31 protein-coding genes and 2 pseudogenes are annotated in these 26,987 nt (G+C 25.6%); 31 read left to right on the forward strand and 2 right to left on the reverse strand.

Going from position 1 to position 26,987, the window contains the following annotated elements; all coding sequences use genetic code 11:
* Positions 1–13 precede the first annotated feature (13 nt).
* The 6 genes and pseudogenes from QN326_RS00415 to QN326_RS00440 all read left to right on the forward strand — a co-directional run.
* Complete coding sequence (locus tag QN326_RS00415) at positions 14–394, forward strand: SVM family protein (RefSeq protein ID WP_342386619.1); 381 nt, start codon at positions 14–16, stop codon at positions 392–394.
* A gap of 420 nt (positions 395–814) precedes the next feature.
* Positions 815–1,453, forward strand: coding sequence for a YqaJ viral recombinase family protein (locus QN326_RS00420; protein WP_342386620.1), 639 nt, complete (start codon positions 815–817; stop codon positions 1,451–1,453).
* 56 nt (positions 1,454–1,509) lie between these two features.
* Positions 1,510–2,124: a dTMP kinase gene (gene tmk / locus QN326_RS00425; RefSeq protein WP_342386621.1), complete on the forward strand. Its 615-nt coding sequence runs from the start codon at positions 1,510–1,512 to the stop codon at positions 2,122–2,124.
* A 1-nt stretch (position 2,125) separates the two neighbouring features.
* The gene (locus QN326_RS00430; RefSeq protein WP_342386622.1) at positions 2,126–2,302 is read left to right on the forward strand and encodes a hypothetical protein; all 177 of its coding nucleotides are present in this window, start codon (positions 2,126–2,128) and stop codon (positions 2,300–2,302) included.
* Positions 2,303–2,306: 4 nt separating this feature from the next.
* On the forward strand, positions 2,307–2,918 hold the full coding sequence (locus tag QN326_RS00435) for a hypothetical protein (protein ID WP_342386623.1): 612 nt from the start codon (positions 2,307–2,309) through the stop codon (positions 2,916–2,918).
* 19 nt (positions 2,919–2,937) lie between these two features.
* A pseudogene (locus tag QN326_RS00440) lies at positions 2,938–3,117 on the forward strand (replicative DNA helicase); the annotation flags it as partial.
* Positions 3,118–3,132: 15 nt separating this feature from the next.
* Here the strand turns inward: QN326_RS00440 and QN326_RS00445 are convergent.
* Positions 3,133–3,285 (reverse strand): hypothetical protein, encoded by a 153-nt coding sequence (locus tag QN326_RS00445; RefSeq protein ID WP_156956336.1) that lies wholly within the window; start codon positions 3,283–3,285, stop codon positions 3,133–3,135.
* Between the two features lie 361 nt (positions 3,286–3,646).
* On the opposite strand from QN326_RS00445, the gene nrdE reads away from it, so the two are divergent.
* The 3 genes from nrdE to QN326_RS00460 all read left to right on the forward strand — a co-directional run bounded on the left by nrdE (position 3,647) and on the right by QN326_RS00460 (position 8,332).
* Positions 3,647–6,190 carry a class 1b ribonucleoside-diphosphate reductase subunit alpha gene (nrdE, locus tag QN326_RS00450; RefSeq protein ID WP_342386624.1) on the forward strand — a complete coding sequence of 848 codons (2,544 nt, stop codon included), beginning with the start codon at positions 3,647–3,649 and terminating at the stop codon, positions 6,188–6,190.
* 384 nt (positions 6,191–6,574) lie between these two features.
* Entirely contained in the window at positions 6,575–7,627 is a 1,053-nt protein-coding gene (gene nrdF, locus QN326_RS00455; RefSeq protein WP_011160430.1) for a class 1b ribonucleoside-diphosphate reductase subunit beta, read from the forward strand.
* Positions 7,628–8,188: 561 nt separating this feature from the next.
* A complete protein-coding gene (locus QN326_RS00460; RefSeq protein ID WP_342386625.1) occupies positions 8,189–8,332 on the forward strand; it encodes a hypothetical protein in 144 nt (47 codons plus the stop codon).
* Positions 8,333–8,645: 313 nt separating this feature from the next.
* On the opposite strand, the gene QN326_RS00465 is transcribed toward QN326_RS00460, so the two are convergent.
* Positions 8,646–8,828: a hypothetical protein gene (locus QN326_RS00465; protein ID WP_342386626.1), complete on the reverse strand. Its 183-nt coding sequence runs from the start codon at positions 8,826–8,828 to the stop codon at positions 8,646–8,648.
* Between the two features lie 636 nt (positions 8,829–9,464).
* On the opposite strand from QN326_RS00465, the gene QN326_RS00470 reads away from it, so the two are divergent.
* From QN326_RS00470 to QN326_RS00575, 22 genes and pseudogenes are all read left to right on the forward strand, one after another.
* A complete protein-coding gene (locus tag QN326_RS00470; protein WP_041624624.1) occupies positions 9,465–9,713 on the forward strand; it encodes a hypothetical protein in 249 nt (82 codons plus the stop codon).
* Between the two features lie 114 nt (positions 9,714–9,827).
* Positions 9,828–10,448, forward strand: coding sequence for a hypothetical protein (locus QN326_RS00475; protein ID WP_342386627.1), 621 nt, complete (start codon positions 9,828–9,830; stop codon positions 10,446–10,448).
* A gap of 507 nt (positions 10,449–10,955) precedes the next feature.
* The gene (locus QN326_RS00480; protein WP_342386628.1) at positions 10,956–11,498 is read left to right on the forward strand and encodes a hypothetical protein; all 543 of its coding nucleotides are present in this window, start codon (positions 10,956–10,958) and stop codon (positions 11,496–11,498) included.
* A gap of 220 nt (positions 11,499–11,718) precedes the next feature.
* Positions 11,719–11,862 (forward strand): hypothetical protein, encoded by a 144-nt coding sequence (locus QN326_RS00485; protein WP_165383228.1) that lies wholly within the window; start codon positions 11,719–11,721, stop codon positions 11,860–11,862.
* Between the two features lie 541 nt (positions 11,863–12,403).
* Positions 12,404–12,841: a large conductance mechanosensitive channel protein MscL gene (gene mscL / locus QN326_RS00490; protein ID WP_173401676.1), complete on the forward strand. Its 438-nt coding sequence runs from the start codon at positions 12,404–12,406 to the stop codon at positions 12,839–12,841.
* A gap of 205 nt (positions 12,842–13,046) precedes the next feature.
* Positions 13,047–14,771 (forward strand): ABC transporter ATP-binding protein, encoded by a 1,725-nt coding sequence (locus QN326_RS00495; protein WP_011160434.1) that lies wholly within the window; start codon positions 13,047–13,049, stop codon positions 14,769–14,771.
* On the forward strand, positions 14,768–16,561 hold the full coding sequence (locus tag QN326_RS00500; protein ID WP_342386629.1) for an ABC transporter ATP-binding protein: 1,794 nt from the start codon (positions 14,768–14,770) through the stop codon (positions 16,559–16,561). The genes QN326_RS00495 and QN326_RS00500 overlap by 4 nt, the downstream gene beginning before the upstream one ends.
* A 286-nt stretch (positions 16,562–16,847) precedes the next feature.
* Positions 16,848–16,979, forward strand: coding sequence for a hypothetical protein (locus QN326_RS00505; protein ID WP_274518114.1), 132 nt, complete (start codon positions 16,848–16,850; stop codon positions 16,977–16,979).
* Between the two features lie 27 nt (positions 16,980–17,006).
* Positions 17,007–17,972, forward strand: a complete 966-nt coding sequence (locus QN326_RS00510) for a hypothetical protein (protein WP_342386630.1) — start codon at positions 17,007–17,009, stop codon at positions 17,970–17,972.
* A gap of 718 nt (positions 17,973–18,690) precedes the next feature.
* Complete coding sequence (locus QN326_RS00515; protein ID WP_034172497.1) at positions 18,691–19,053, forward strand: hypothetical protein; 363 nt, start codon at positions 18,691–18,693, stop codon at positions 19,051–19,053.
* Positions 19,043–19,462, forward strand: a complete 420-nt coding sequence (locus QN326_RS00520; protein ID WP_034172498.1) for a hypothetical protein — start codon at positions 19,043–19,045, stop codon at positions 19,460–19,462. Before QN326_RS00515 ends, QN326_RS00520 begins: the two co-directional genes overlap by 11 nt.
* Positions 19,449–19,751: a hypothetical protein gene (locus tag QN326_RS00525; protein WP_011160436.1), complete on the forward strand. Its 303-nt coding sequence runs from the start codon at positions 19,449–19,451 to the stop codon at positions 19,749–19,751. Before QN326_RS00520 ends, QN326_RS00525 begins: the two co-directional genes overlap by 14 nt.
* A gap of 237 nt (positions 19,752–19,988) precedes the next feature.
* Positions 19,989–20,536 (forward strand): annotated as a pseudogene (locus QN326_RS00530) (sigma-70 family RNA polymerase sigma factor).
* Between the two features lie 222 nt (positions 20,537–20,758).
* Positions 20,759–21,010 (forward strand): hypothetical protein, encoded by a 252-nt coding sequence (locus tag QN326_RS00535; protein ID WP_342386631.1) that lies wholly within the window; start codon positions 20,759–20,761, stop codon positions 21,008–21,010.
* A 96-nt stretch (positions 21,011–21,106) separates the two neighbouring features.
* On the forward strand, positions 21,107–21,628 hold the full coding sequence (locus QN326_RS00540) for a hypothetical protein (protein ID WP_342386632.1): 522 nt from the start codon (positions 21,107–21,109) through the stop codon (positions 21,626–21,628).
* Between the two features lie 82 nt (positions 21,629–21,710).
* Entirely contained in the window at positions 21,711–22,226 is a 516-nt protein-coding gene (locus QN326_RS00545; RefSeq protein WP_342386790.1) for an ABC transporter permease subunit, read from the forward strand.
* 510 nt (positions 22,227–22,736) lie between these two features.
* Positions 22,737–24,533 (forward strand): ABC transporter substrate-binding protein/permease, encoded by a 1,797-nt coding sequence (locus QN326_RS00550; RefSeq protein ID WP_342386633.1) that lies wholly within the window; start codon positions 22,737–22,739, stop codon positions 24,531–24,533.
* 1 nt (position 24,534) lies between these two features.
* Positions 24,535–25,263 carry an amino acid ABC transporter ATP-binding protein gene (locus QN326_RS00555; RefSeq protein ID WP_024563301.1) on the forward strand — a complete coding sequence of 243 codons (729 nt, stop codon included), beginning with the start codon at positions 24,535–24,537 and terminating at the stop codon, positions 25,261–25,263.
* A 177-nt stretch (positions 25,264–25,440) separates the two neighbouring features.
* Positions 25,441–25,716: a hypothetical protein gene (locus QN326_RS00560; RefSeq protein ID WP_342386634.1), complete on the forward strand. Its 276-nt coding sequence runs from the start codon at positions 25,441–25,443 to the stop codon at positions 25,714–25,716.
* A complete protein-coding gene (locus QN326_RS00565) occupies positions 25,688–26,029 on the forward strand; it encodes an IS3 family transposase (RefSeq protein ID WP_342386635.1) in 342 nt (113 codons plus the stop codon). The genes QN326_RS00560 and QN326_RS00565 overlap by 29 nt, the downstream gene beginning before the upstream one ends.
* 235 nt (positions 26,030–26,264) lie before the next feature.
* Positions 26,265–26,525, forward strand: a complete 261-nt coding sequence (rpsT, locus tag QN326_RS00570) for a 30S ribosomal protein S20 (protein ID WP_342386636.1) — start codon at positions 26,265–26,267, stop codon at positions 26,523–26,525.
* A gap of 146 nt (positions 26,526–26,671) precedes the next feature.
* Entirely contained in the window at positions 26,672–26,932 is a 261-nt protein-coding gene (locus QN326_RS00575; protein ID WP_342386637.1) for a hypothetical protein, read from the forward strand.
* Positions 26,933–26,987 lie beyond the last annotated feature (55 nt).

Raw genomic sequence — 26,987 nt, forward strand, 5'->3', positions numbered from 1 at the left:
GAAAAGAGAAAAAATGTTAATTTTTAGATTAAAAAAACAATTATATTTATTACCAATAGCTTTATTTATTTATTTAGGATTATTTTTATTCACTAATCATCATCAAGTTATGGCGATGGATAATAAAAAACATTATATAAAAAATAAAAAAACATCAACAGATATAAAAAAAGAATTATTTAATCTTTTAACAAACAAAAAAGAATTAGAAGATAAAATTCATTATTTTAGAAACAAAAAACAAGTAAATCTTTATGAAAGAGATATAGTTTTAAAATTAGAAATAGAACATAATGAACTTAAATCAAAAATATCAGAAATTTACAAAAATAATTCTAAAATGTCAAAAGTAACCTTCAATTTGAAACCATTAATTAAAATTATAGAAGATTAATTATAACTAATTTTATTAATATAAAAAAAATACATTATTAATTTAATAGAAATTTTTTCATGGGGTGTATTTTAATAATTAAATAAAAACAAACCTACTACCTCCACTTCAACCCAGTCAAACAATACATCACCCTTTATACTAAGAAATTTAATACTAAATCCCCATAAGAAAAAAACTAAATCAAGATCAAGAAGTATTTAAAAACACAATTAATAAAAATCCTAATGCCCTTTAAACGCATTATTTTACCCCTTGAAGACGTTTAAAATAATTATTTGAATATTACATCAAACTATATTTTTAAAACGATTTAAAGGCCAATATTTTGATTTAAAAAAATTAAAAAAAATAAATCTTAATTAAGACTCTCGGAATGAGAGTCTTTTTTTATACCCAATTTTAAAAAGGAGCATCAAAATGCAAATAACTAATCTAAACCAAAGAACATCACAATGGTACCAACATCGACAAAAATACATTAATGCATCAGAAATAGGTAGCATCACTGGAAATGATAAATTCAGAACCTTAGAACAATTAGTTCGTGATAAAATATTCGGCACAACTTTCACAAGCAATAAATACACTGAACACGGCAATAAAACTGAACCACTAGCACGCAGTTTCTTTGAAAAAACAACTAAATTAAACTTCCCTGATACAATCTTTACGGATGATGAAGTCCAAATGTTTTCTGCCTCACTTGATGGATATAATTCTAAAACCAACACTTTATTAGAAATCAAATGCCCTTATGTTAACGAAAACAACAACATATCACCATCTTGGAATGGTTTCTTTTCCCATCAAGAAGTCCCTATTAACTATTTATCCCAAGTTCAATGTCAACTTTATTGTAGTCAAGCTAAATTCGCTTACTTTTTGGTTTATTTCAATGATACTAATTATCATGTAGTGCGAATTTGCCAAGACAACAACTTCATTAATAAAATGATTGCAGATGGTAAAAAATATTTAGAATTACTACACAAAGCAAAACAAGAATTATCACAAACAACTTTTTTAAAACAATTAAGCAAAATAAAATACAACTAAGACTCTCATCACGAGAGTCTTTTTTTTATACCCAAATTTTTAAAAAGGAGCATAAAATGAAATTAATTATATTCGAAGGACTCGACGGTATTGGAAAAACAAGTCTAATAAAAAGCGTTCAACAAGAATTAACAAAACAAGGTAACGAAGTAATTGTTATTCGCGGATTAGGTAGTTCTACAATCGGGAATTCTATACGTGAAACGTTTTTAACCCACAATACTTTGCATAATTTAACTAGATATTTTTTAAGTTTTGCCAACATGATTCAAACCCAAGAAGAACTCATCAAACCCAACTTACAAACAAACAAAATCATTTTAGTAGATAGATGGTTAGGCTCTAATTTCGCCTATCGTGTATATCCTTCAAAAATTGACAAAAATTACCAAATTTTTAACAAATTAAGTAAAAAATTCATCAAACCTGATATCACTATTTATCTAAAAATTAATCCTCAATTAGGTTTGGAACGAAAAATAAACCAAAAGAATCACAAATTAGATGTGATTGAAACTAGTTCCTTAACTTATTTTCAACAAGTAGAAAAGGGATATTATGAATTTTTGAAAAAACCAAACCTAGGAACTAAAATTATCTTAAATAATATGAATGATAAAGATGCTAAATTTAATCAACAATACATTATCAAAAAAATCGGAGAAATATAAAATGGCAATAATAATTAAAAAAAAATGTCAAAACGGTAATTTATATATCCATTATAGCAACGGCAAAATCAAAACTATTAAAAAAGATGGAACTATTCAATGGCGTACCAAAAAAATTAAATTTAAAAACCCAAAAAGACTCTTTAATGAGAGTCTTTTTTTATTTAGAAAGGAATAATCAAATGAATCAATTAACTAATTTTCATTTCAACAACATTAATGTTTTTAACCACCAATCTTTGTGTGTTAACATCACTAAACAAATAATCCAACCATCTTTATTCAACAAACCATTTAACGAATATATGATAAAAACCCATAACCTTCTAAACGAATATCTTAATAATAAACAACACAATTCTCAAAGTCAAAAAGTAATCCGTGGTAAAATTAATGAATATTTCATTTTATTATATTTTCAAAACAAAGGAATCATCAATTTATACCCCCAGGCTTATTTATTCTTCATTCCAGACATAAAATTTGATTTAGTTTTATTCACAGAAAACAAACGAATAATGGCGTTTAATTTCAAAACCTGTCTCCGAGACCGCTATAAACAAGCCATGGTAGAGGGACAACAATTAAAAAAATTAGACACGCGTTTTGAGTTCTATTTATTAAACAACAACGAAACAGAAACTCAAAGACTAAACAATAAAATCAATCAAGGAAAAGTACAAGGTATTAATAAAGTAATTAACTTATTTTCCAATGCAGCCAATAATTTCTTACAAAACTTAATTACCACCAAATTCATCCCCTTTTCTAATATCAATATAATTAAGAATTAAAAAAAGGAGTTAATATAAAATGTTAACCAGTGAACAAAAAGCGTTAAAACAATTAATAAATTATATCGAACAAGGCCAATGGGAAAAGTTAAACCTTTATTGCCAAATAATCAATCCCAAAAATTTACTTGACCCCAAAAATACAAAAATATTTACAGCTTTAAAATATTTATTTTTAGAAAAACAAACATCTCATCCATGCTAACTGTTTCATTTATTTAGACAACTTAATATTTTTTAATAATATAAAGACCAACTTTTGAGTTGGTCTTTTTTTTAAAGAGTTTTCTTGCATTTCTAAAAGCCCATTTGCATGTTTATCCCCTCCTACATTCATGTTTTTCTTACTTTGTTTTTCATTTTGCATCTGCTCAATTACCTAAATAGTTTGGTAGCTTAAATATTTATTCTATACTTGGACGAATTATTTTGACGAATTAGCCTTTTCTAAAATATGTTTTTTAATCCATTTAATGCCGCTATATTTTTTTCTTTTGATATAATATTAATATAAAATACATATTATTAGAATAATAATATAATGGATGCAAATTTAATTTATTATTTAAAATACGTAATATATTTGACAGTAAGCTAATTTATTTCAAACAATTTTAACTTTTTCATGTATTAAATTAACTGAAATGCATTATTGAAATGCAAATATGAATTAAATCAAACTGCAAAAAAAATCACAAAAAAAGCCAAAGAAGCAAAAGGAGTTTTTAATGCCAGCCTTATTTCCCAAAAAAATTAAAGTTATTTATGATGGTCTCTTGCAAGGTCAAGTTTATGAAATGGCTCAAAGTCTAGACTTTTCCTTTCAACATATCCAAGATGCCCTTTCCAAATTAACCGATGAAAACGTTTTTTTACTTACTCGCAGTGTGAAATTTGGACAAGTATCTGATGATGCCAAAACTTTTTTAGACAAAAACGCTACCAAAGTAATAGGTGTTGCTGTGTCTGGCAATAAAAATTGGGGCAAAAACTATGGCAAAGCAGGCGACACCATCGCTTCTACTTACAATGTGCCTTTGGTTCTCAAATTCGAAGGTTCGGGCATGCCAGAAGAAAGAGCTTTTTTAAAAAAATGGCTTGCTTGCTATTGTAACGACCAAAAATTACCTTCTTATCAATCCCAAACGCAAGCACAACTTCAAACACTCACCCCAAAAAAAACCGTCTTGCCACCTTGGATTACACTCAACAATCAAATTATTGACGAACAAGGAAACATCAAAGACCTCAATAAAGATAAAGAAGCTTTACAAAGTTTTTTGCAAGAAGGAGTTTTGCCCAAACTAAAACGTTTTGCCACTTTGCAAGAAAAATTAACTTTTTTACAAGAAAACGAATATTATGAAAGTGCTTTTTTGCAAAAATACACCCACTCGCAAATTAAAGAAATCTACCAAATTGCCTACCAAAAAAATTTCACTTTCCCAACTTTTATGGGAGCTTTCAAATTTTACCACGATTACGCCCTTAAAACTCGTGACAAACAACACTATTTAGAAACCTACGAAGACCGCTTGTCAGTAAACGCCCTTTATCATGCCAAAGGTGACTTTGAAATTGCCAAACGCCTCATTGTATCCTTAATCAACCAAGACTTTACTCCTGCAACTCCCACTTTGCTCAACACAGGCAAAAAACATCGTGGCGAATTTGTCTCTTGCTTTTTGTTAGAAGCTGGTGACTCTTTAAACGACATTGCCCGCATTAATGAATTTTCGATGCAACTTTCCAAAATTGGCGGTGGCGTTTCGATTAACATCACTAATTTGCGTGCCAAAGGTGAATCTATCAAAGGCATCAAAGGCGTGTGTAAAGGTGTTGTAGGTGTGTGCAAATTATTAGACCACAGTTTCCGTTATGCTGATCAAATGGGACAACGTACAGGTGCTGGCGCTGTTTATTTGAACGTTTTTCACTCCGATATCATTGATTTTTTAAGTACGAAAAAATTAAGCGCTGACGAGGATGTTCGTGTCAAAACTTTATCTTTGGGCGTTGTGGTTCCTAATAAAATGATTGAACTTGCCCGCAACAACGAAGTTATGTATACCTTTTTCCCGCACACTGTTTTCTTAGAATACGGCAAAAATTTTGCTGACATCGCAGTTGATATGGACTATTGGTACGATATTTTAGTTGCCAATCCCAAAGTGCAAAAAAAAGCCATTAATCCACGCCAACTCTTAGAACTTATTGCCCACATGCAAGGCGAATCAGGCTATCCTTACTTAATGTTTTGCGACAACACCAATCAAGCAAACACTTCCGATCTGAAAGTCAAGTTTTCTAATTTATGTACTGAAATCCTCCAACCCACTATCACTTCACATTACAAAGATTACCATCAAACCCAACAAGACGAAATTGGTATGGACGTTTCATGCAATCTAGCATCAGGACACATGGGAAACATGATTACTAACAATACCATTCAAGAAACTGTTTTTATGGCGATGGAAGTAATGAACTGTGTTTCTGAAAACACTAACATTAGTTATGTGCCAGCTGTTGCCAAAGCTAATTTTCTTAACCGCAGTGTAGGTTTTGGAATTATGGGTCATCACGGTTTTTTAGCTCAAAATTACATTGCTTTTGGAAGTGAAGAAAACAAAGATTTAATTGATGTTTTTTTCAATGCCGTTAATTTTTACAGCCTTCTTCATTCTTGCAATAAAGCTAAAACCACAGGTAAAAAGTTTTATCGTTTTGAACAATCCAAATACGCTGATGGTAGTTATTTTGACAATCGCGGTGAAATTTTACCCAAAACTGCCAAAATCAAAAAAATGTTCCAAAACATCACCTTGCCCACGCAAAACGATTGGCACCAACTCAAACAAGATGTTATTCAATTTGGGCTCTACAATTCTCATCGCCTCGCAGTGGCTCCAAACGGCTCAATTGGATACATTATGGGAGCAACTCCTTCTTTGACTCCTGTAAAACAATTAGTAGAGGAACGCACCTATGGCAACTCCAAAACTTACTGTCCAATGCCTGCCTTAAAACAAACTTCCTTTATGTACACCACTGCTTATAAAATGAACAAATACGACCTCATTGATGTTATTGCCATTGCCCAAAAGCACGTTGATCAAGGTATTTCGTTTGAACTTGGTATTACATCTGATATTACTACGCGTGAATTACAAAAATACTATCTTTATGCTCATCATAAAAAGATAAAAACCCTTTATTACACACGAACCCAAAAGCTAAAAATTGATGAATGTGAGGCTTGTGGTGTTTAAAAACACCCTATAAAACCGAATAAAAAATAATTAATGGAATAAAACTTTCATTAATACACTATATTTATAAATCTCAGGCACTTTTGATTGCTTCTCGTACTTGGTTTTGTGATTTTGTTTTTGCTAAAATAAGGCTATCAAATGGATAGTCTTTTTTTATTCTTAACAACGATTATTTCTTGCCTCAACCCCTTTTTATATCAAAATAAATACCTTCATTATTTTCCAAAAATATAAATACTAACTTATCAAAATGCAAATCAACCCCAATCAATCCTTCATTATTTTCCAAATTACAATCCCAAATCACAACCCTTTCAATTTTATCCCAATTAATTTATACTGAAAAATTCAAAAACCCTAAAAGAAAAAAGGAGTAAATCAATGAAAACCAAAAATTCCCAACCCCACCCAACTTCTAAAAGCCCTTTTCAAGGAGCTAACTGGAATGTGTTAGAAGACAAATATACCCATTTTTTTTATGAACAAAATTTAAGCCAATTTTGGCGTCCTGAAGATATCAGTTTGCAAGGTGATCTTGCTGCTTGGAGTGAACTTACCTTAGAAGAAAAAACTGCTTATTCCCGCAATCTTTTAGTTCTTACTTTTTTAGATACTTATCAAGGTGATTTGGGTATGCCTGTTATTGCTCGTTCGTTAGAAGAACATGAACACCAAAAAAAAGCTACCCTTAATTTTATGGGAGCTATGGAAAATGCAGTACATGCTAAAAGTTATTCTAATATTTTTATGAGCTATTTAACTAACAAAGAAATTAATCAACTTTTTTTGTGGGGCAACCAGCAAACAAGCCTTCAAACTATGATGCAAGTAATTGTAAAAGTTTATGAGGCTTTGGAAGACCAAATTTATTTGAAAAAACAATCCTCCTTACAATTTAGTGAATTGGAATTTAAAAAAACTCAGTGGCAAGCTATGGCAGTATCGGTTTTTTTAGAAACTTGGTTGTTTTACAGTGGTTTTTACTATTCTTTATATTTTTATGGTCAAGGTAAATTGATGCAATCAGGAGAAATTATTAATTTAATTATTCGTGATGAAAGTATTCATGGTGTTTATGTGGGGCGTCTTGCAACTGAAATTTATCAACTGTTTGATAAGCCTACCCAACAAACTTTAAAAACATGGTTAGATGATTTGATGCAACAACTCTATCAAGCCCAAACTTCCTTAGTTCATGCCATTTATCATAAACTAAATTTAGAAGATGATGTTAATAAATTTGTGCGTTATAATGCCAATAAAGCTTTAATGAATTTGGGATTTGATGCTTTTTTTCCATCCGAAAATGTAAATCCTGTTATCATTAATGGACTTAATACTGAGACTAAAACTATGGATAACTTTTCTATGAAGGGAAACGGTTATCAAAAAATGCGCTCTGAGGCGTTGCAAGATGAAGATTTTTATTTTTAAGACACAATCAACAATAAAAAAAAAGACTAGTTTTTAAACTAGCTTTTTTTGTTTTAAAAAACATTTAGTTTTATCATAATTCCTTTCTTTTTATACTAAAATAAGTATTTTTGTGTTGCAAACTTTCTTTTTAGTGGAAAAATAAAATTAATTCATTGGCGTTTTTTTGGGAAGAAAAAAACATATCAATGAGGGAAAGATTAAAAAGGAGGTTATAAAACATGTTACAAGAAAATAAAACATGTCCATGTGCTAAAAAAGAAAATAAAACATGCGAATGTAATAAATAATTTGCTGTTTTTTTTGTTTCTTGTGTGTTTTATAATTTTGCAATTTATCATTTCTAACAAAAAATTAATTCATAATTTATTATATTTATTGTTATAAATATTTATCATTATTCTTATCCTTTATTTTGTTGCACTAATCTATCCCAAAGAAAATAACTTATTTTATTCCAAATATATAACTTTCAAATCAAACCCAAACCTAAATCATTTTCGCCATAAATTTATTTTAGAAAACAAACAACTTATAAATTCTAAAAAAGAGGTATTTAATATGGGCTTTTTTGAATACTTAATTAATCCTTCTAAAAGAGTAAAAAAAATATTAAAACCACGTAATCCTGATGACGATATTACTTTTTTAGTAGAAGAAAAAATTGAAGAAATTAAAAATCAAAAAAAATTACCAATTAAGTAAAAAAATCAAATTAGTAACTCATAATACTGTTTTTATTAATTTTTTTATTTTATGATGTGTTTTTGTATTTGGTGGCTTATCTGCTTATCTTTTTTTCAAAACCGAATCTAATATTTATAAATATTTAGAATTTATTAAATCTTTAAAATTAAAAATTTATATTATTGATATCTCTGCATTTTGTAAACTTGCTATTGATGATTTATTAAAAGTAAATAATATAGATGCTAAAATAAAACTTTATTTTGGTATCTTAATGGTGCCCTGGGGTTTGATTTTTAGCAATTTCATCATTTCTTGTAGGCATTGGGCTTTATCTTTTCAATCCTTTATTAAAATTTGGGATTTCATTATTTGCTTTAGTTTCAGGTTTTATTTTTATAGGTTTTGCCCCTACTCTCTTGGAATTAAATAATGATCCTTTTTTAAAATCTTTGTCTTTGGTTTTGATAATAATCCCTATTATAGCAACTTCCTTAATTGTTGCTTTTGCCACTTATTTATATAATATTAAAAAAACTCAATTTAGTCCTCAATTTCGTTTGCAAACCAAAATCCTTTTTATGATTTCTTTTTTTGGTACAATATTATTAGCTTTATTTGGTTTGGGTATCAATTTATAAAATCCATGGACTATTTTTGCTTCTTTATTGTGGTCTTTTTTTAATTTAATTATAGGTATTTTAATGTGGACTATTACTTTAGAAAATCTCGATCGTTTTGTAAAAGAACAAATTCCTAAAAAATATGAATGGTTTATTATATGTCTTTTGTTTGGTAGTTTTTTCAAATTTTTCTTTCTGTTTTTAAAATTTTAACATGCTTTGCATTGTTATTTAAAGAAAAATAACTTTTGGCACTAAAATTAAATATTTTATATTATTAAATATTTATATAAATACACTATAAACATGATATAATAAAAATAATTCATCACGATAATGTATAAAGAAATTATGGACGATTATATTATGTGTTGTGAACTAGATAATTATTTGATTGATTTATATATTTTTATAAATTCAATAAAATGGTGGTTGTTTATATGAAAGTAATCAATCTTTTTTAATTAATATTTTAATTATGCTAAATATAAAATACATAATAAAATAAAATTTAAAAAGAGGTTATATTGTTTTTATTAAAAAAACTTTATTTTAAGAAATTACAATTATTTAGTTTTTTATTTTTAATATTATTTTATTCATTTACAAGTTCTAAAGTTATGGCTTTTAATCCTGATGATTATGAACCAGATTATTCTCAAAAACATAATGTACTTGATTGGCGTCATTACGATGGGCATACTTTTTCAGATAATGCTAGAGTTTTTTATGGTCTTTCAGGAATCAAACCCATTCCTTGTCATTCATATAAATAATTTGTAAATGCAAATCATTTAATAAAAAATACTGCTTTAATAGCAAGTAATTTTGTCCCAATTCCTGGTTTTAAAAAAGTAGTTAGCTTTGGGTTTGATGCTAAAGATGAATTTTTGCCAAGTTCTAAAATTGCTATGTTTAACGATGTGCTGGATTATCATTTGAATTCAAATGTAGAACAAGGTTTTTTCTTTTTTGATCTTTCTCCATTAGACGAAATTAAACAAGTAGAACTTACTTTTTGTGATTGTCCTACAGATTCTACCCTTTTAGAAATAGCTAAAGATTTTTTTGAAGGAATAATAGATAACAATTTCGAAGTAACCCCTCAACAAATGGAGAAATTTGGCAAAGATATTGTTAAAACATTGCCACATTCTATAAAAACAGAAATAGTTAAAAAAAGAATTAAAGAATATATTAAGAAAAAGATTAATCAAAAAGTAGGACATGCTATTGCTAAAACAGCTTTGAAAAAAAGTACTAAAAAAGCAGTAGGTAGTTTTTGGGGCAAAGTATTTTTTCCTGAGGTTTTTGAAGCAGCTGAGGCAGCAGAAAGAAAATACGAATCTTATGCGTATATAAATAAAAAAATTATTTTTGATATAACAAATAATTATTATAAAAAAACAATTGGATTTTCAGTTCATTTTCCTTCTGAAGATGTTATAGAAGTTTATGAATTATTTTTAGATAATAACAAAAGATCTTATAGGTTAATCCAAAAAAGTTAAATTTCTAATTCTTCGCATGTTTTAATTAATATTTTACAACCTAAACACGGGTTCGGTCCTCAATATTTAAATCTTTATTGTGGTAAAAGAATAAACTAAAATTATAAGGAGGATTGATAAATATGAAGTTCTTAGATTTCATTTTTGATAATCCTGAGTATTTTAATAAATTGTTAAAAAAATCTCATAATCATAAAAATCAAAAAATAAATAAATTAATGCAAAAACATGTTTCTAATAAAACTGATAAAATAGTTTCTTATAAGATGATTTTTATAAATTTTTTTTATCCTTAATTTATTTTGTTTACTATCAGGATTAATTATTTATCAGTTATTAAGCCACTATCACAGTACATTATATTCTTTTTTACAAACCAAAATAACAAATATAAAGGAATTGATTTTATTTTTAATTGGCTTTAAATTAATCATTATTTTGATATGTTGTTTTTATAAATTAAGTCTTTATTATTGGAATTGTTTTTTGCCGATAGCTCTTCATTTGATGGTTATATTAGTAGGTTTTTTGTATGCTTCTTTATTTTGCTTTTACCGCTTTTATGGGAAACAATATTTGGACCTTTCCCCTTTTATTCAACATTTAATTCCTTTAGTTCCTTTAATATCTTTGTTAATTACTATTTTGATTTTAGTTTTTATTACTGTTTTATATAAAATAAATAAAATTAAAGTTTATCCTGGATTCATTAAAGTTTTAAAAATATTTTTTCTTATTAGTTTTATTGGTGAAATTATTTGTTTTTCTTTATACTGCTATCATAATTATTTTTCTAACTTCTTTTTTCTTATTATCCTTATATTTTTATCCTTAATAACTTTTATCATAGGTATTTTAAGATGGGTTTATGTTTTACATCAATTAGATAACTTTGCTAAAAATGCTAAAAATAAAGTGCTTGCCAAAGAATGTGAATGGATTTTAGTGAATTTTTTATGGCTTTCTAGTATGGAAGTATTTTGTGGTATATTTGAACTTTTTATATATGTTATTACTTATTTAGGTAATATAAAAAATGATAAAAGATAAAAATTTAAGTATTTATATTAAATTGGAAAGAGGTATTTAATATTATTATAATTATTTTTCGTTTATTTAAGGGTAAAAAATAAATTCATTAACTACAAATAAAACATAATTCATAATTATAACCTCAAACTATTTACTTAGTTTGAGGTTTTTATATCTTATAATAATTATTAAAAAACAAACTTATGTTTTACAATCAATTAATAGTTTAAAGAAATGTTTGAAAGAAACCCAAAAACAAGAACAAAAGGGAAAAAGATTAATTGAAATTCAAATTTTTGAATGGTCTAGATTAGTTGGCAGCATTTCTTATTTGTTTGCTCTTTTTTTATTTTATTATGGTATAAATAAAGAATTAGGTTAATTATATAAAATATTTAATATTGTGTGTTTTTTTCCTTTTTTAATATCTAGTTTATTAATAGATTATAGAACTTTTAATATTTTTTTAATATTTTAGTTAATTTTGTTTATAATATAAAGAACAAAAGAAAAAACCTCACTGAACCCCAAACACTTATAATTAAATATTTTTTAGATATTTTGCTATTTTTATAATTAAAAAATGTTATAATACAAATGTAAAAATCCCTTTTATTTAAAGTATTAAAAGTTGGTTTTTTATTGTTTGGTCTTTTGACTTTAAAGTATTGTTTTGCGTTTTTCTTTTTGAGTTTTGTAATAATTGAATTTCAACCCATTTAAAAAAACATCCCATTTTTGATTTTTCAAATTATTTTTTCATATTTGTTATTTATTAAAATTGTTTTATAAAAATATTAAAATCTAAAATTTTAAAGAGTTTTGAATCCTTTTTTTGACTTTTGTTATTCCTTTATTTTGATACAATAACTAAAATAATTACAAAACTTATCTTTAATTTTTTATTAAAAAGGAGTTTTGAAATGATAGAAAATTATAATTTTACCTCTAAATCTTTGCAATTTGCTAAAGGTTTTAAAGCTTTTATTGCTCGTGGTAATGTCATTAATTTAGCTGTTGCATTTGTAATAGGACAACTTTTTACCAAAATTGTAAGTTCTTTGGTAGCAGATATTATTATGCCTCTTTTTTCTTTGTTGTTTAATTATACTGGGGCTTTAAAAGATTTGAAATTGGAAATTAAAGCTAATACTTATCTTGGTTATGGTAATTTTTTGCAAACTATTTTAGAGTTTTTGTTGCTTTCTTTTATTATTTATACTATTTTAACTTTAATGTCATGGAAAAATCCTTTGCAAAAGGATAAAGTCGATAAGAATATGTTACTTTTACAACAAAGTCTTGATAAAGAAATTGCTTTATTAGAAGAAATTAAAGATATTTTAAAATCAAATAAGTAATTGCAAGTTAGTATTAACAATAAATATTATTTAGTTGTTATTAAAACAATTATAAGAGACTATTTTTAATAGTCTTTTTTTATTACGTTTTATTATTTTAATTATATTTTCACCCTTTTTATCCTTATTTTTTACCATTATTACTTGAAAGAAATTGCAACAAAAAAATTAACCATATAAACAAAGGAATTGTGAGTTTAGACTAATGAAAATTATTTGGAAATATTTATTCAAATACAAAATGTTGCTGTTATTAAATTTAATTGCTGTTTTGTTTGTTTGTTGTAGTGAATTGGGAATTCCTTTTATAATTGGTAAATTTATTATTGATTATAATAAAAATCAAATTGATCCTTTCGCACTTTTAGGGCTTTTAGCTTTATGTGCTTGTTGTGGTTTTATAGGAAATCTAATTCTTAATTATTGTGCTTCCAAAGTATCATCCTTGCTTTTTCAAGATTTAAGCGTCGATATTTTTAAAAAAGTACAAACTTTTTCGCCCACTGAGATGAAACAATTAGGGATTTCTTCTATCCTTAACTATACTACTTTGGATGTTTTTCAAGTAATGAATTTCATTTCTGTTTTTTACCGTACTGCTGTTGTGTCTCCTATTATGCTTGTAGTTAGTGTTGTTGCTATTTTTTATGTAGCTTCTTTTTTGCTTTTAGGAATCCTTTTTGTTGCTCCTTTTTTAGTTTTAACCTTATTTATTATTCTTAAAAAATCTTATATTTTATCACAGCAACAACAAAAAAAATTAGATGAATTAAATGTTATTACTCGCGAAAATTTAATTGGGATTAAATCTATTCGTGCTTTTCGCCAAAGTCAATATGAAACTTCTCGTTTTTCTAAAGTAAATCATAAATATAGTTTTTTTTCTATTAAATTATTTAATTTTATGGTTTCTATTGATCCTATCTTTTATTTGTTTTTAAATTGTTCTATTTTGATTAATGTTGGAGTAGGAGTATATTATTTAACTCAAAGTCATCCTGATTTTACTACGGGGAAACTTCTTTCATGTATTGATTATCAATTTCATGTTTTATTTGCTATTTTAGATTTTTTATTACTCTTTATGATGTTTCCTAAAACTTTGGTATCTGTTAGAAGAATTGAAAATGTTTTAAATATTACCCCTAAAATTAAAAATGTTTGTAAACCTTTAAAACCGCAAATGCCTTTTCAAACTTTGTCTTTTGAAAATGTCACTTTTACTTATCCTGATGCTACACAACCCATGTTAGAAAAGATTAATTTTAGTATGAAACAAGGACAAATTGTAGCTTTTGTAGGTGCTACTGGTTCAGGAAAATCAACCCTAATAGGGCTTATTCCTCGCCTTTATGATGTGTGCGAAGGTGCTATTAAAATTAATGATATTGATATTAAAGAATATGATCTTAATTATTTGCGTAATAAAATTAGTTTTATTTCTCAAAAAAATGTTTTATTTAAAGGAACTATTAGAAGTAATTTAGCTTTTGGCAAACAAAATCCTCAAGAAAATCAAATGACAGAAGCATTGCAACTTGCTCAAGCTTATCAAATTGTACAAAATAAAAATCATAAATTTAATGAAATAGTAAGTGAATTAGGTACTAATTTTTCAGGGGGACAAAAACAAAGGCTTTCTATGGCAAGAGGATTTCTTAAAAAACCTGATATCTATATTTTTGATGATTCTTTTTCAGCTCTTGATTATAAAACTGAATATGAAATTAGAAAAGCTTTTTTTGAAATGAAAAATCAAGCCTTAGTGTTAATTGTTGCTCAAAGAATTACTTCTGTTATTAATGCTGATAAAATTATTGTTTTAGAAGAAGGAAAAATGAAAGCTATAGGAACTCATCAAGAATTAATGAAAAATTGTCTTCTTTATCAAGAAATTGCCAAATCCCAAAATTTAGAGGTTGTTGTATGAAAAGAATTTTGAGATATTTAAAACCTTTTAAAAAACAAATTAATTTAGGGCTTTTCTTAATTTTTGTATCTTCCCTTTTTAATGTTTTTTTGTTTTATTTTGAAGGTAGATTTATTACTGATAAAATGCAAAATTATTATAAAGATAAAAATTCCTTTTCTGTTCCTTTTTTTGGCAATGATATTATGTTTTATATTATCTTTATTTTATGTATTAATTTATTTTTATATTTTGTTGTTGTTATGTGTCGTGTCTTTTTTAATAAAATGTTAATTTCATCTATTCATCAAGGGATGAGAGATTTGCGTCAAGATGTGCAAAAAAAAATTCATCGTTTACCTATTAAATACTTTGATTCTAATACTTTAGGAAATATTATGAGTCGGATGACAAATGATATTGAAGTTATTTCTAATGCCTTGCAACAATCTTTTTCTATTATGTTAGCTGCTTTTTTAATGATTGTAATGATTGTTTGTTTTATGTTTGTTTTACATCTTTTTTTAGGTATTATTGTCTTTATGATGATTCCTTTTTCCTTTTATGCTATTTATAAAGTGTTTACTAAATCACAGAAAATCTTTATTCAAAGGTTTGATGCATCAGGGAATCATCATGGTTTTTTACAAGAAAAATATACTGGATATAAAGAAATTATTTTATATAATCAACAAAATACAGTTATTGAAGAGTTTAGTTATCAAAGTAAGTATTTAGAAAAGTTAGTTTTTAAATCTAATTTTTTGTCTGGATTAACTTCGCCAATTGTATGTTTATTTACTCATTTTACTTTAATTGCAGTTAGTATGATGGGATTTTTTTTGATTGAAGGACATAATATATCTCTTTTTTTAACTAAATTAGGAGTAGGAGTTATTGGAATAGGACTTTTTAGATGTTTTTTACAATTTGTGTGGCGTTTAGGGAATCCCATTATTGAAATAGGTCATATGTCAGTTTTATTACAATCTGCTAATGCTGCTTCTAGAAGAGTATTTGCTTTTTTAAATGAAATTGAAGAAGCTCCTGAAGTGCTCAAACCTCAAGTTATTGCCAATCCTCAAGGAGAAGTTGTTTTTGAAAATGTTTCTTTTGGTTATAATAAAAGAGATATGTTATTAAGGAATATTAATTTTGTTGCCAAGCCAGGACAAACCATAGCTATTGTAGGTCCTACAGGTTCAGGTAAATCTACTTTAATTAATCTTTTAATGCGTTTTTATGATATTAATGCAGGGTCTATTAAAGTTGATGGAGTTGATATTCGTGAGTTAAAGAAAGATAATTTAAGAACTATTTTTGGAATGGTATTACAAGATACTTGGTTTTTTAAAGATACTATTTGGCAAAATATTAAATATGGTAAACAAGATGCAACTGATGAAGAAGTAATACAAGCAGCCAAACAAGCTCAAGTTAATTATTTTATTAATACTAAGCCTAATGGTTATCAGATGCAAATTAATGAAGAAGCAGATAACTTATCACAAGGAGAAAAACAATTAATTACTATTGCAAGGACTATTTTAAGTAATCCTAAAATATTAATTTTGGATGAGGCTACTTCTAATGTAGATACTAGAATTGAAATTTTGTTACAACAAGCCATTCAAAAGTTAATTCAAAATAAAACTGCTTTTGTTATTGCTCATAGATTGTCTACTATTGTTAATGCTGATAAGATATTAGTGCTTCATAGAGGGGCTATTATTGAACAAGGAACACATCAAGAATTATTAAATTATAAAGGATTTTATTATAAACTATATCAAAGTCAATTTCAAAAATAAGATATAATATTAATATTAAATATAAAGACCAACTATAAAAATAGTTGGTCTTTTCCTTATTTGTAAGTTATTATTTTATTATTTCAATATTTTTTATTGGTGTTGTTGGTTTTAGGTGATATGTTATAATAAGAATAATTAATTGCGATAATGTATAAAAAAATTATGGGAGATTATATTTGTGTTGTAAACTGGATAATTATTTGATTGATTTATTTTCAAAACTATAAATTATTATAGAGTGAATATTTTGAGATAATAACCGAATTTAAAAAGGAGTAAAAAAATGAAACAAATTAAATCTTCATATATTATATATACTTTTGTTATAATTATTTTTATTGCCATAATTACTTTGCTTTTTATTCGTGAATATAATAAAAGAAATCAAAAAACATGTTATCATGATGCAAATTAAATTGCTGATTTTGATCCTTTAGCTAAAATGAGTGGACAAATTCATAAAAATGATAAGGGACAAATATATAAAATAACTTACCCTAAAGGCGGCTATGTTGAATATAATCCAGAAACCAAAAAAAGAAAAAAAGTTTTAGAAACATATGAGGATTCTCGTATTCCTTCTAATTATATTGAACAACTTTTACTTTTTAATGAAGATGGTAAAATATATAAGATGATTTCAGAAGGAACTATTGATGAAATAGAACCCATAAATCCGCCCTTAACTAACAAAAAAATAATGATTAATAAAAGGATTTTGCAAAATCGAAAAATTATTTTGAATTGCACAAACAATCTCCTTAAGCAAGAAATCCTACGTATAAATAACTCTGATTACCCTGGACTAAATCAAGCCCAAAAAATAACCAATGAAAAAAATCAAATTACACATATTATTTTTCCTGATGGAGCTATTGAGGAATTCAACCCCGAAAATAAAATGCTTATCCAAACTGTTTACCCCAAAGAAGGTATAATAATTCTTAATAGTTTATTTACAATAAAAGCAGATAAAGAATATAATCCTTCCACAAATATACCTAATTGCCAAAAAAATATTTCATTATTATCTTTTGAAGATACAAATTTTTCCTCAAATTCCCAAGATATCACAAAATATGTTGAATCAAAATTAAAGAAACAAGAAATAACAGAAACATTTTCAAATGGCAAACCTAATAAAATAATTACTACTTATTATTATAGCGGCAACGAATGTAAAAATGAATACGATGAAAATGAAAAATTAATTTCAACAACTATGAAATTTGACCCAGATAGAATAATAAAATATTTAGACAATGAAGTAGATCAAGTTAAAATAGAAATAATTTACAAACAAAGCGAAAAAAATGATAAACCTACAGAAACATATCCATATGAAGGAAAATGCCAATATTGCACTCAAATCCTTAAACCTGATGACAAAATTTTATTAATTAAATGAAAAAATATTATATTAAATTTGTGATGTTTTTTAGTAACTTAAAACGCTCCAATAATTCGCCCCCAGTAAAGAATGCATATTTTATACCCAAACTATTTACTTAGTTTGGGTTTTTTTGCATTCCAACGAAAAACAAAATAAAAATTATTCAAAAATAAGTTCAATATTTTTAATTATTTATTGAATTGCAATTTATTAATTTTTTTGCGTAAAAAACGTCAAAAATAATGTCATTATTGAACTTTTTTATTATTTTATTAGTATTTTTGATAAATATAGGGTTATTATAGAGTTATTTTTAAGATTTAGAGTATTAAATTGTTATTAAATTAATAAAGTTTGAGCGTCAAAAACCCACCCTTATTTTTTTTATGTTATAATAGATATGTTTGTTATAATATTTTATAACAAGAATCTTTAAAATTTATTTAATATTTTTTTAAAAAAAGAAAACACAAAACAATAATAAATTATTTATTATTTCTTTCTAAAAACTTTTTTTCATTTTTCAATTAATTTATTTTTTAATAACACTAATTACAATGACCCCTCTTTTGTTAGTGTTTGCAAAAAATTTATTATGTTTTAAAATATTATTGTTTTAAGAAAGGGTTACTTTTTGTGAAAAAAGCCAAAATTATAAACCAAAAAAATATCTTTCAAATATTTTTTAGGTACTTTTCTTTTAATTGTAGTAGTTACTTTTTTTGTAGTACCAATGGATCTAGTTTTAGGAGATCCATCATTTTTAACTAAATCTATTTGGCAAATATCAGTCCAGAAGGAAGTAAAAGATTCCGACGTTAAAAACTATATTTATGCTTTTCAAATATTTACCTTTATTTTAGGTATTTTATTTATGGGGCGTGATTTTTTTATTAAAGCTATCTTTGTAACTGTTTTATTTATTTTAGGTGTTAAGTTGTTTGATAACGTTTGTACCAAAGACCAATTAAAATGGATAGTTACTTTCATTAATAAACAACCTTACGCCTTGAAAGTGTTTTTAAAATACTTTTTTAGTTCCTTGTATTTTGAGTTTATGTCAAAGTATAGGAATTACTTTAATTATGAAAAATAATGCTACTATTGGTGGGAATAATGTTATTCAGCTTATTTTAAAAAATAAATTAAAAATTCCTTTTATCTCTACTTTATTGTTAACAGATGGATTGATTATTTTACTTTGTTTTATCTTGGAATTTTTTCAACCCGCAGTAATAAAACTTACACCAGAAAAAATTTATTTAAAATATCTTAATTCCATTATTACTTTTTTGATGATTATCTTTTTAATTTATAAATTGTCATCTAAAATGCCAATTCCACCAAGTAAGAACAACAAATCTAAGAAAACTAACAAACCTTATAAAGCTAAAATAAAAAAAGTAAAAACACGTAATTATAATAAGAATAAAAATGTTAGGTTTAATAATATAGAGTATCAAAATACAAACATTTTAATGAAACACACACATGTTAAATCCTAAAGATAGTTTTTTGAATAGATTAGCAAATGTTAGGTATACAGCCAATAAAAGCAATACATGTTTTTCTTTGTGTGCCTTTTTAACATTTGCCCTTATAAGCTCATATTTGTTTGTATATATTTGTAATTTTTATTTTAATCCTTGCATTTCTCATGACAGACCTTTCTTTTTGGGTTTTGTTTTTGCCCTAGCTATTGCATCTTTGATAGCAGTAGTTAGTTTTTCCTTTGTTGTTGGTGCCCTAAGCACTCATTTATTTTTATTAATTAAACATAAAGGTAGTTATTGACCAAAAGTCTATAATTTAAATTTATATTTACATTCCAAACCTATGAAGTGTTCCAAAACTTTAGACACTTTTTGCTTTTTAAAAATTCTTTAAGACTAACTATTAAGTTAGTCTTTTTTTCTTTTCCAAGACTAAAAAAATCATTTCCTCTCTTTTCTAAAAAAATTTTTAGAAAGGAATTAAATGTTAAGAAAAGAATTATTTAAAGTTTTTTAAAAAAACAAAAAGAATTTAGAAATTCGTAATCAATTAATCACACTTCATTTACCATTAGTCAAAAAAATAGTAAATCAATTTAAATATTATCCTCGAGTTTTAACTAAAGAAGATTTATATCAAGAAGGAATTTTAGGATTAATCAAAGCCCTCAATCATTACCAAGATTTAGGTTATGACTTTATCGCTTACGCTACTCCAACTATCAAATCTGAAATCAATGAACTAATAAGAAAAAGCCATTCACCTTCAATCCCCCAAAAAAATCATAAAAAGGATAATCTTTCTTTTCGAGAAGAATTTTATGAACCATATCAAATAAATAAACTAAAACCCCATCAATTATGGTTAAAACAAGTTAATCATGAAATTTTTTTAAAAAAATGAAAGTTAAGTTAAGCAAAACCGAATTCAAAATTATCCATTTAAGTTTTGGCGTTCCTTTAGGGAATATCAATGAAGATTATCAAAAATGTTATACCAACACCGAAATAGCTGAAAAACTTAATTTATCTTTAAAACAAGTAGAAAATATTAAAAACATCGCTATCAAAAAATTAAAAAAATAAAAAAACGTTAAAACCTATTGTTCGTCCGTAATGACTTTAAACTATTAATTCAAAAAAATATTTCGTTTAAGTGATAAAAAAATAAAAATCAGATTACTTTAAAGTAATCTTTTTTTTATATCAAAATCAAGCATAAAACTTTTGAAACAATAGTAATAAAAGATTCCAACACCAATAAATCAAATAGTCGTACGTATTGCCGTTCATAAAGGCGATAAAGAGATGCTAAAAGCAGTTAATAATGCTTTAGTAAAATTATTTGATTTAGATGTTAAGAAAAAAGAAGTAGAAAAAGAAGAAGATAATGGTACAAAAACATTTAAAGTAGAAGATAAAATATATGATCTTAAAAAGATTTTAGAAACTCTTAGGAAATTAAAACCAAGATTAGCACCACAAAGAACAAAGGACCAAGAAACTAAATTTGCTGAATTAAAAGGTCTTAATTCAAGAAATGATGATGAAGAAAAATAATTTGAAGTTTTATTCAAAGTTTGGTCTTGGTTTTCTCTTAATAATACATTACAAAAAGATGCATCAAAACAAAGATTTAAAAATTTACCTAATGAATTGAAACAACTGAAAAAAGTTGTTGATACTTTAACTAAATGTTTAGAAGGTGGTACACAAAGACAAACTTTCAAAACAAATTATGATAAATTAAAAGTTAAAAAATCATACAAATTTTCAAGTACACCAGAAGAAAAAAATAAAAACCAAGAAAGAACATTAGACGAAGAACAAGAATATCAATTTTTGAAAAAGTATCTATTTGCGTTTTTTGATGAAACTAAAGAAGCCAAAATAAGAAGAGTATTAAATGCAAAACAACAAGAATTAGAAGCTAGCCAAAAAGAAAAAGAAACTTTGGAAAAATGTTTAGACGAACAAGACAAAACTCAATTAGAACAAGTTAAAAAGAAATACGAAGAATTAAATACAAAAAATCAAAGAAACGCAGCACAAGAACAAGAATTTGTTGAATTAAATAAAACTACAAGAGCACAAACTGCAACAGAAAATGATTCTCCAGATGTGCAAAAATACGAACATTTGACATCCAAAAAGGCAGCAATAAAAAAAAATAGATGAAAGATTAAAAGTAGTATTTGATGAAACTGTTTATAATGAAAAGGGTTTTGTTCAAAAAGGAGACGATTCTTTATGGGGAAAAATTAAATATCACTTACCAACTTATAAAAAACCTTTTTATACTTCTTTATTACTTGCTGTTTATGTTTTTGTTTTTGGATTCTTATTATCATTAGTTCTATTAGCAGTTAAAAATAAATCTACTCTTTGTAGAACAAATAATGTTTTTGTAAAAGGTGTTAAACAAGTAGGTTCTAAATTTGTAGATAAAGGACAAGTAGAAGCGGCTCAATCTTTAGGATTGAATAAAAAACAAACCTTCTATTATGTTACTTTCCCACAAGCATTAAAAAAATCAGTTCCTTTAGTAGTAGCACAATTTGTTACTAATATTAAAGCTTGTACTTTCTTCGTATTAATTGCATTAATTGATATGTCATTTGTTACAAATGATGCTATGAATGTTACAGGAGATTTAGTTGCTCCATTTGTAATACTTTCCTTTGTTTACTTAGTTTTAATTCAATTTATTAATATGTTAAGTAAATATTTAGAAAAAAAATTAAATCCTGCTTTAAAAACTTTAGTTAGTGCTTAATAAATTAATTTAAGAATTATAAGAAACAAATATTAAGATAAAACAAATATTAATTCTTAATATAAAATATAAAGATAATTAATGCATAACTCACTACATTTTAATTATTAACCCAATATTTATTTCTTACCTTTGAATCTTTTATATTAAAATAGTTATACTGATATTAATTAAATGTTAATTTTAATTGTTTTTATGTTATTATAAATAATAAAGTATTATTTTAAAAAATATCTTATTATTAAAAGTTTGATATTGTTTTAGAATTGAAAAATATTTATAAATGATGCACATTACAATTTATGTATATTTATAATATATAAATAAAAGGTTAAAAAATGAAAATTAAAAAGATGCCTCCCAAATATAGATTTCATATTCATAAGTATATTAAAATTGTTGTATCTATTATAACAATGATGTTTTTTTTTTGGTATTTTAAATTAAATTTGTCAAATAGATAGTTTTTACAAGCACCAAAATTGAAAGTGAAGGTAAAAATTATATATTATGATTCAAAGGAAAAAAGAAAAATACAAAATTACTGAATATCTAAAATATACTAAATATGTTTTATTATTTATGTTTATGATTTTTTGGGTATGGCTTCATTTTAGTGTGGGGTTATTTCAAAGAGTTAATAATTCTAAGAAATATTTAAGAGTAGCTGTGGTAGCTGATGCAGCTCCTAATAGTTTGACTATTAAATCTGATAAAGATACAAGTAAAGCTCATAGAACTATTCAAGGTGAATATATTTCAGGATTTGATATAGATTTAATTGATAAAATAGTAAAAGCATTACCTCAAGAAGAAAAGTATGAAGGTTGTAAATTTAGTCTTTTTGATTTTGATGGGATGTTTACTGCTGTTCAAAATGGTTCATTTGATGTAGCTATTTCTTCTATTAGTATTACTGATAAAAGAAAAGAAAACTTTGATTTTCCTATTGCCTATACTTTGGATAATACAGGGTTTTTAGTAAGAAAAGATGATGCGCGTTTTAAAGATTTGCCAAAAGAAGTAAAATATGAAGATATAAAAGGTATATTAAAAGATTCCAAAGACCCAATTAAATTTTTAACTCTTACTGGTTCTGTGGCTGATAAAGTTATTGAAAATATTAGATCAGATTTAGGAAATTTATTACACATTACTAAATCCAATCCTATTGATGATGCTGTTATGTGTGCTCAAAGCGTTAAAGATAAAGCTTCTGATATTTTTGTAACTGATAGTTATATTACTAAATATTATGCTTCGCAAAATGATGAATTAAAACATATATCAATTATATCTGATGATGCTCGTTTTACTGTTTCTCCTACAGGTTTAGGAATTGTAGTTAAAAAAGGTAATACAAAATTAATTACTCCAATTAATAATGCTTTTAAAGAAGTTTTAAAAAAAGAAGAACTTGTTCTAGAGGGTTATGGTTTAGATGTTAAAGGTATAATTGAGTTAACCAAAGAATTAAAAGAAGAACAATCAAAACCAACTGACAAACAAGACCCAAATAGAATAAAAACTTTAGAAGACAAAATATCTAAATTTAAAGAAATAACTAATAAATGGTTAGAACAATCTTTAAAAGAGTTAAGTCAAAAACAAGGATTAAATTGGTATCAAAAAGTATCTCTTGTTTTACCTGATTATGCCACACCTTTAAAAACTACTTTATTACTTGCATTAGATGGAGTTATTGTAGGTTTTATCTTAGCTATTGTTTTAACAAGGATTAAAAGTATTAAACCTAATTATCAAACACAAAATCCCTTTATTGTAGTGTTAATACAAAGTTTTCTTTACTTGCTTGATGCAATACTTTATATTTTTAAATCAATTCCAGTAGCAGCTCAAATGATTATAGTTCATTTTGGTTGGAGAGCTTATAATCCTGAATTAAATCCGATGTATTCAGGTATTATAGTGTTATTATTAAATTCAGCAGTTAGTATTACAAATATTTTATTACAAAATATTAAGTTTTTAGATAAAGGACAAGTAGAAGCTTCTCTAGCTTTAGGAATGACTCAAAGACAAACATTTTTTTGTGTTGTTTTCCCCCAAACGCTTAAAAGATCACTTCCTTTTGTAGTACAACAATTTATTGTAAATATTAAAGATAGTGCTTGTTTTGGTGGTTTGGTTGGTCTGTTAGATGTAGCATGGAAAGCCAAAAATCAAATTGTTCAAACAGGAAGCATTGCTATTCCTTATGCTATTACTGCTTGTATTTATTTAGTGTTAATTACGATTGCTAATTTATTTGTTAAATATTTAGAAAAACAAAAAAAAGGAGTTTAGAATGCAATATTTAATTGAAGTTAAAGATCTTTGTAAAAAGTTTGGCGATAAAGAGATTTTAAAAAATATTAATTTAAAAATTAAAAAACAAGAAATAGTAACTATTATTGGTTTTTCAGGTTCAGGTAAATCTACTTTATTAAGATGTTTTAATTTATTAGAAGAACCTAATTCTGGTCAAATTTTAATTGATAATAAAAATATCTTAGATAAAGGAGTAAAATTATCTGATCTAAGAACTAAAGTAGGAATGGTGTTTCAAAGTTTTAATTTATTTGAAGGAAAAACAGTATTAGAAAATTGTTGTTTAGCTCCGATGAAAGTATTAAAATTATCTAAACAAGAAGCTCAAGAAAATGCTTTAGAACGGTTAAAAGAACTAGATTTAGAAGCTCTTGCTAATCAAAGAGTAGAAACTCTTTCAGGGGGACAAAAACAACGTGTTGCTATTGCTAGAGTTTTATGTATGAAACCTGAAGTTATTCTTTTAGATGAACCAACTTCTGCCCTAGATCCTGAATCTACTTTGCAAGTATTACAAACTTTACAAAAATTATCAGAGAAAAAAATAAATCTTATTATTGTAACTCATGAAATGAAATTTGCTCAAAGAGTATCTGATACTATTTATTTTATGGAACAAGGTAAAATTCTTGAAAAAGGTACTCCGAAAGAAATTTTTGAAACTGATAAGTTTCCTAAATCTAAGGCTTTTTTTGAAGATTTTTGATTCCTTATAAATGTATCATTATTTATTAAAATAACCCAAACTGTAATTGCAGTTTGGGTTTTCATTTCTTTTGGGGTAGATAAATTGTTGTAATTGTTTATAATTTAGGGTGATAGAATTATTTAATGTTTTAAATGTTTAGGAATGATTATAATAAATAAATGGAGATAGATAAATATGCAATATTATACTGAAGAAATTATATTAAATCGTCAATTTTTAAATCTTGCTAAAAATATGAAAGCTACAAGACCTCATCAAATATTATGTGGTGGCATTACCGAAGTTTATTACCAGGATAAAGTTTTATATGTTTCAGTTGTCCTAGATACATATAGTCGCAAAATTTTGGCTTATCATGTTTCTGATTATGAAGGCGCACCTTTAATTATAGATACTATTGATAAATTAAATGTATTTGAAAATGATTGCATTTTTTCATTCTTATCTTAAATTTCCATATTATAAATTGGATGTTGAAGAAATTTTAGAAACCAAAAATTTAATTCAGAGTTTGGAAGATAGACAAAGGATTCAAAAAGGACAATCTTCTCCTTGTACTTATTTAACTTCTTTCTTTTCTTCTTTTAAATGTGAATGTATTTATTATGGCATTCCAAACCCTAGAACTATTAGTAAAAAAGTTATGATTGAAGCTATTTGTAAATATATGTCATATTATAATTTAGAAAGAATGCATTCATCACTTAATTATGCTACTCCTGATGCATTTGAAAAAAAATATTTTAAAAAGTTAAATGAATAAGTATTTGAAAGTAATTTTGGGTATTGTTTCGAGTTATAAAAAAATCTCCATAAACGAGTTTCCATAATTTTATTTTTACAAATATTACATAATTTATTATGCAATGCAAAAGATATAAAAAAACACTATAATTACACTATTTTATTGCTTTTTTATCTAAATTTTGGTATAATCCTCAGTAGAGTTATTAATAATAAATTGATAATTAAGTAACTAAAAAAAGGAGATTATAATCATGGCTAATATTAAACAACAAAAAAAACGTAATAAAACTAATGAAAAACGTCGTTTGCAAAATGTTTCTTTTAAATCATCTGTAAAAACAGTGGTAAAACAAGTAAAAACTGCAGTTGCAAATGCTGATAAACAAAAAGCCTTATCTTTATTAAGTGTAGCTTATAAAAAATTTGATAAAGGGGTTTCTAAAAGAGTTTATCACGCTAACTTTTCTGCTAGAAACAAATCTGATTTACAAAAATTAGTAAATACCCTTTAATTTTTCTTTACAAAACTCACAAAAACCACATTAATTAAAACAAACATCAAAACTTATCATAATATTGGACCAACAAACATAACATTAATGTTTTAATTGTAATTATTTTATTTAAATATATTTGAGTGGAAAAGGTTGATAAATTTATGTTTTTTTGGGCAAATAAAGTAATTTATGTAACTTCAGGATTTATTGTAGGATCAGTTTTAGGGACAAGTCTATATTTTAGATCGTTATTAAATGAACCTAAATATTTTGCACAAACCACAGTAAAAAAAGGTGTAAATGAAGTTAATAAATTTTTAGGTACCAAATTGAAATCTCATACAGGAAAACCTTCTTCTAGTGAAGAATTTCTACATTGGTGGTTTGAATTTATAAATGGTTTTAATAATAAAAATAAGTAAAAATTTTTCAAACCCCATTAACTAACAAAATTTATATTCTTACTACATTTATATT

The organism is Candidatus Phytoplasma asteris (assembly GCF_038505995.1).
Taxonomy (GTDB): Bacteria; Bacillota_I; Bacilli_A; order Acholeplasmatales; family Acholeplasmataceae; genus Phytoplasma; species Phytoplasma asteris.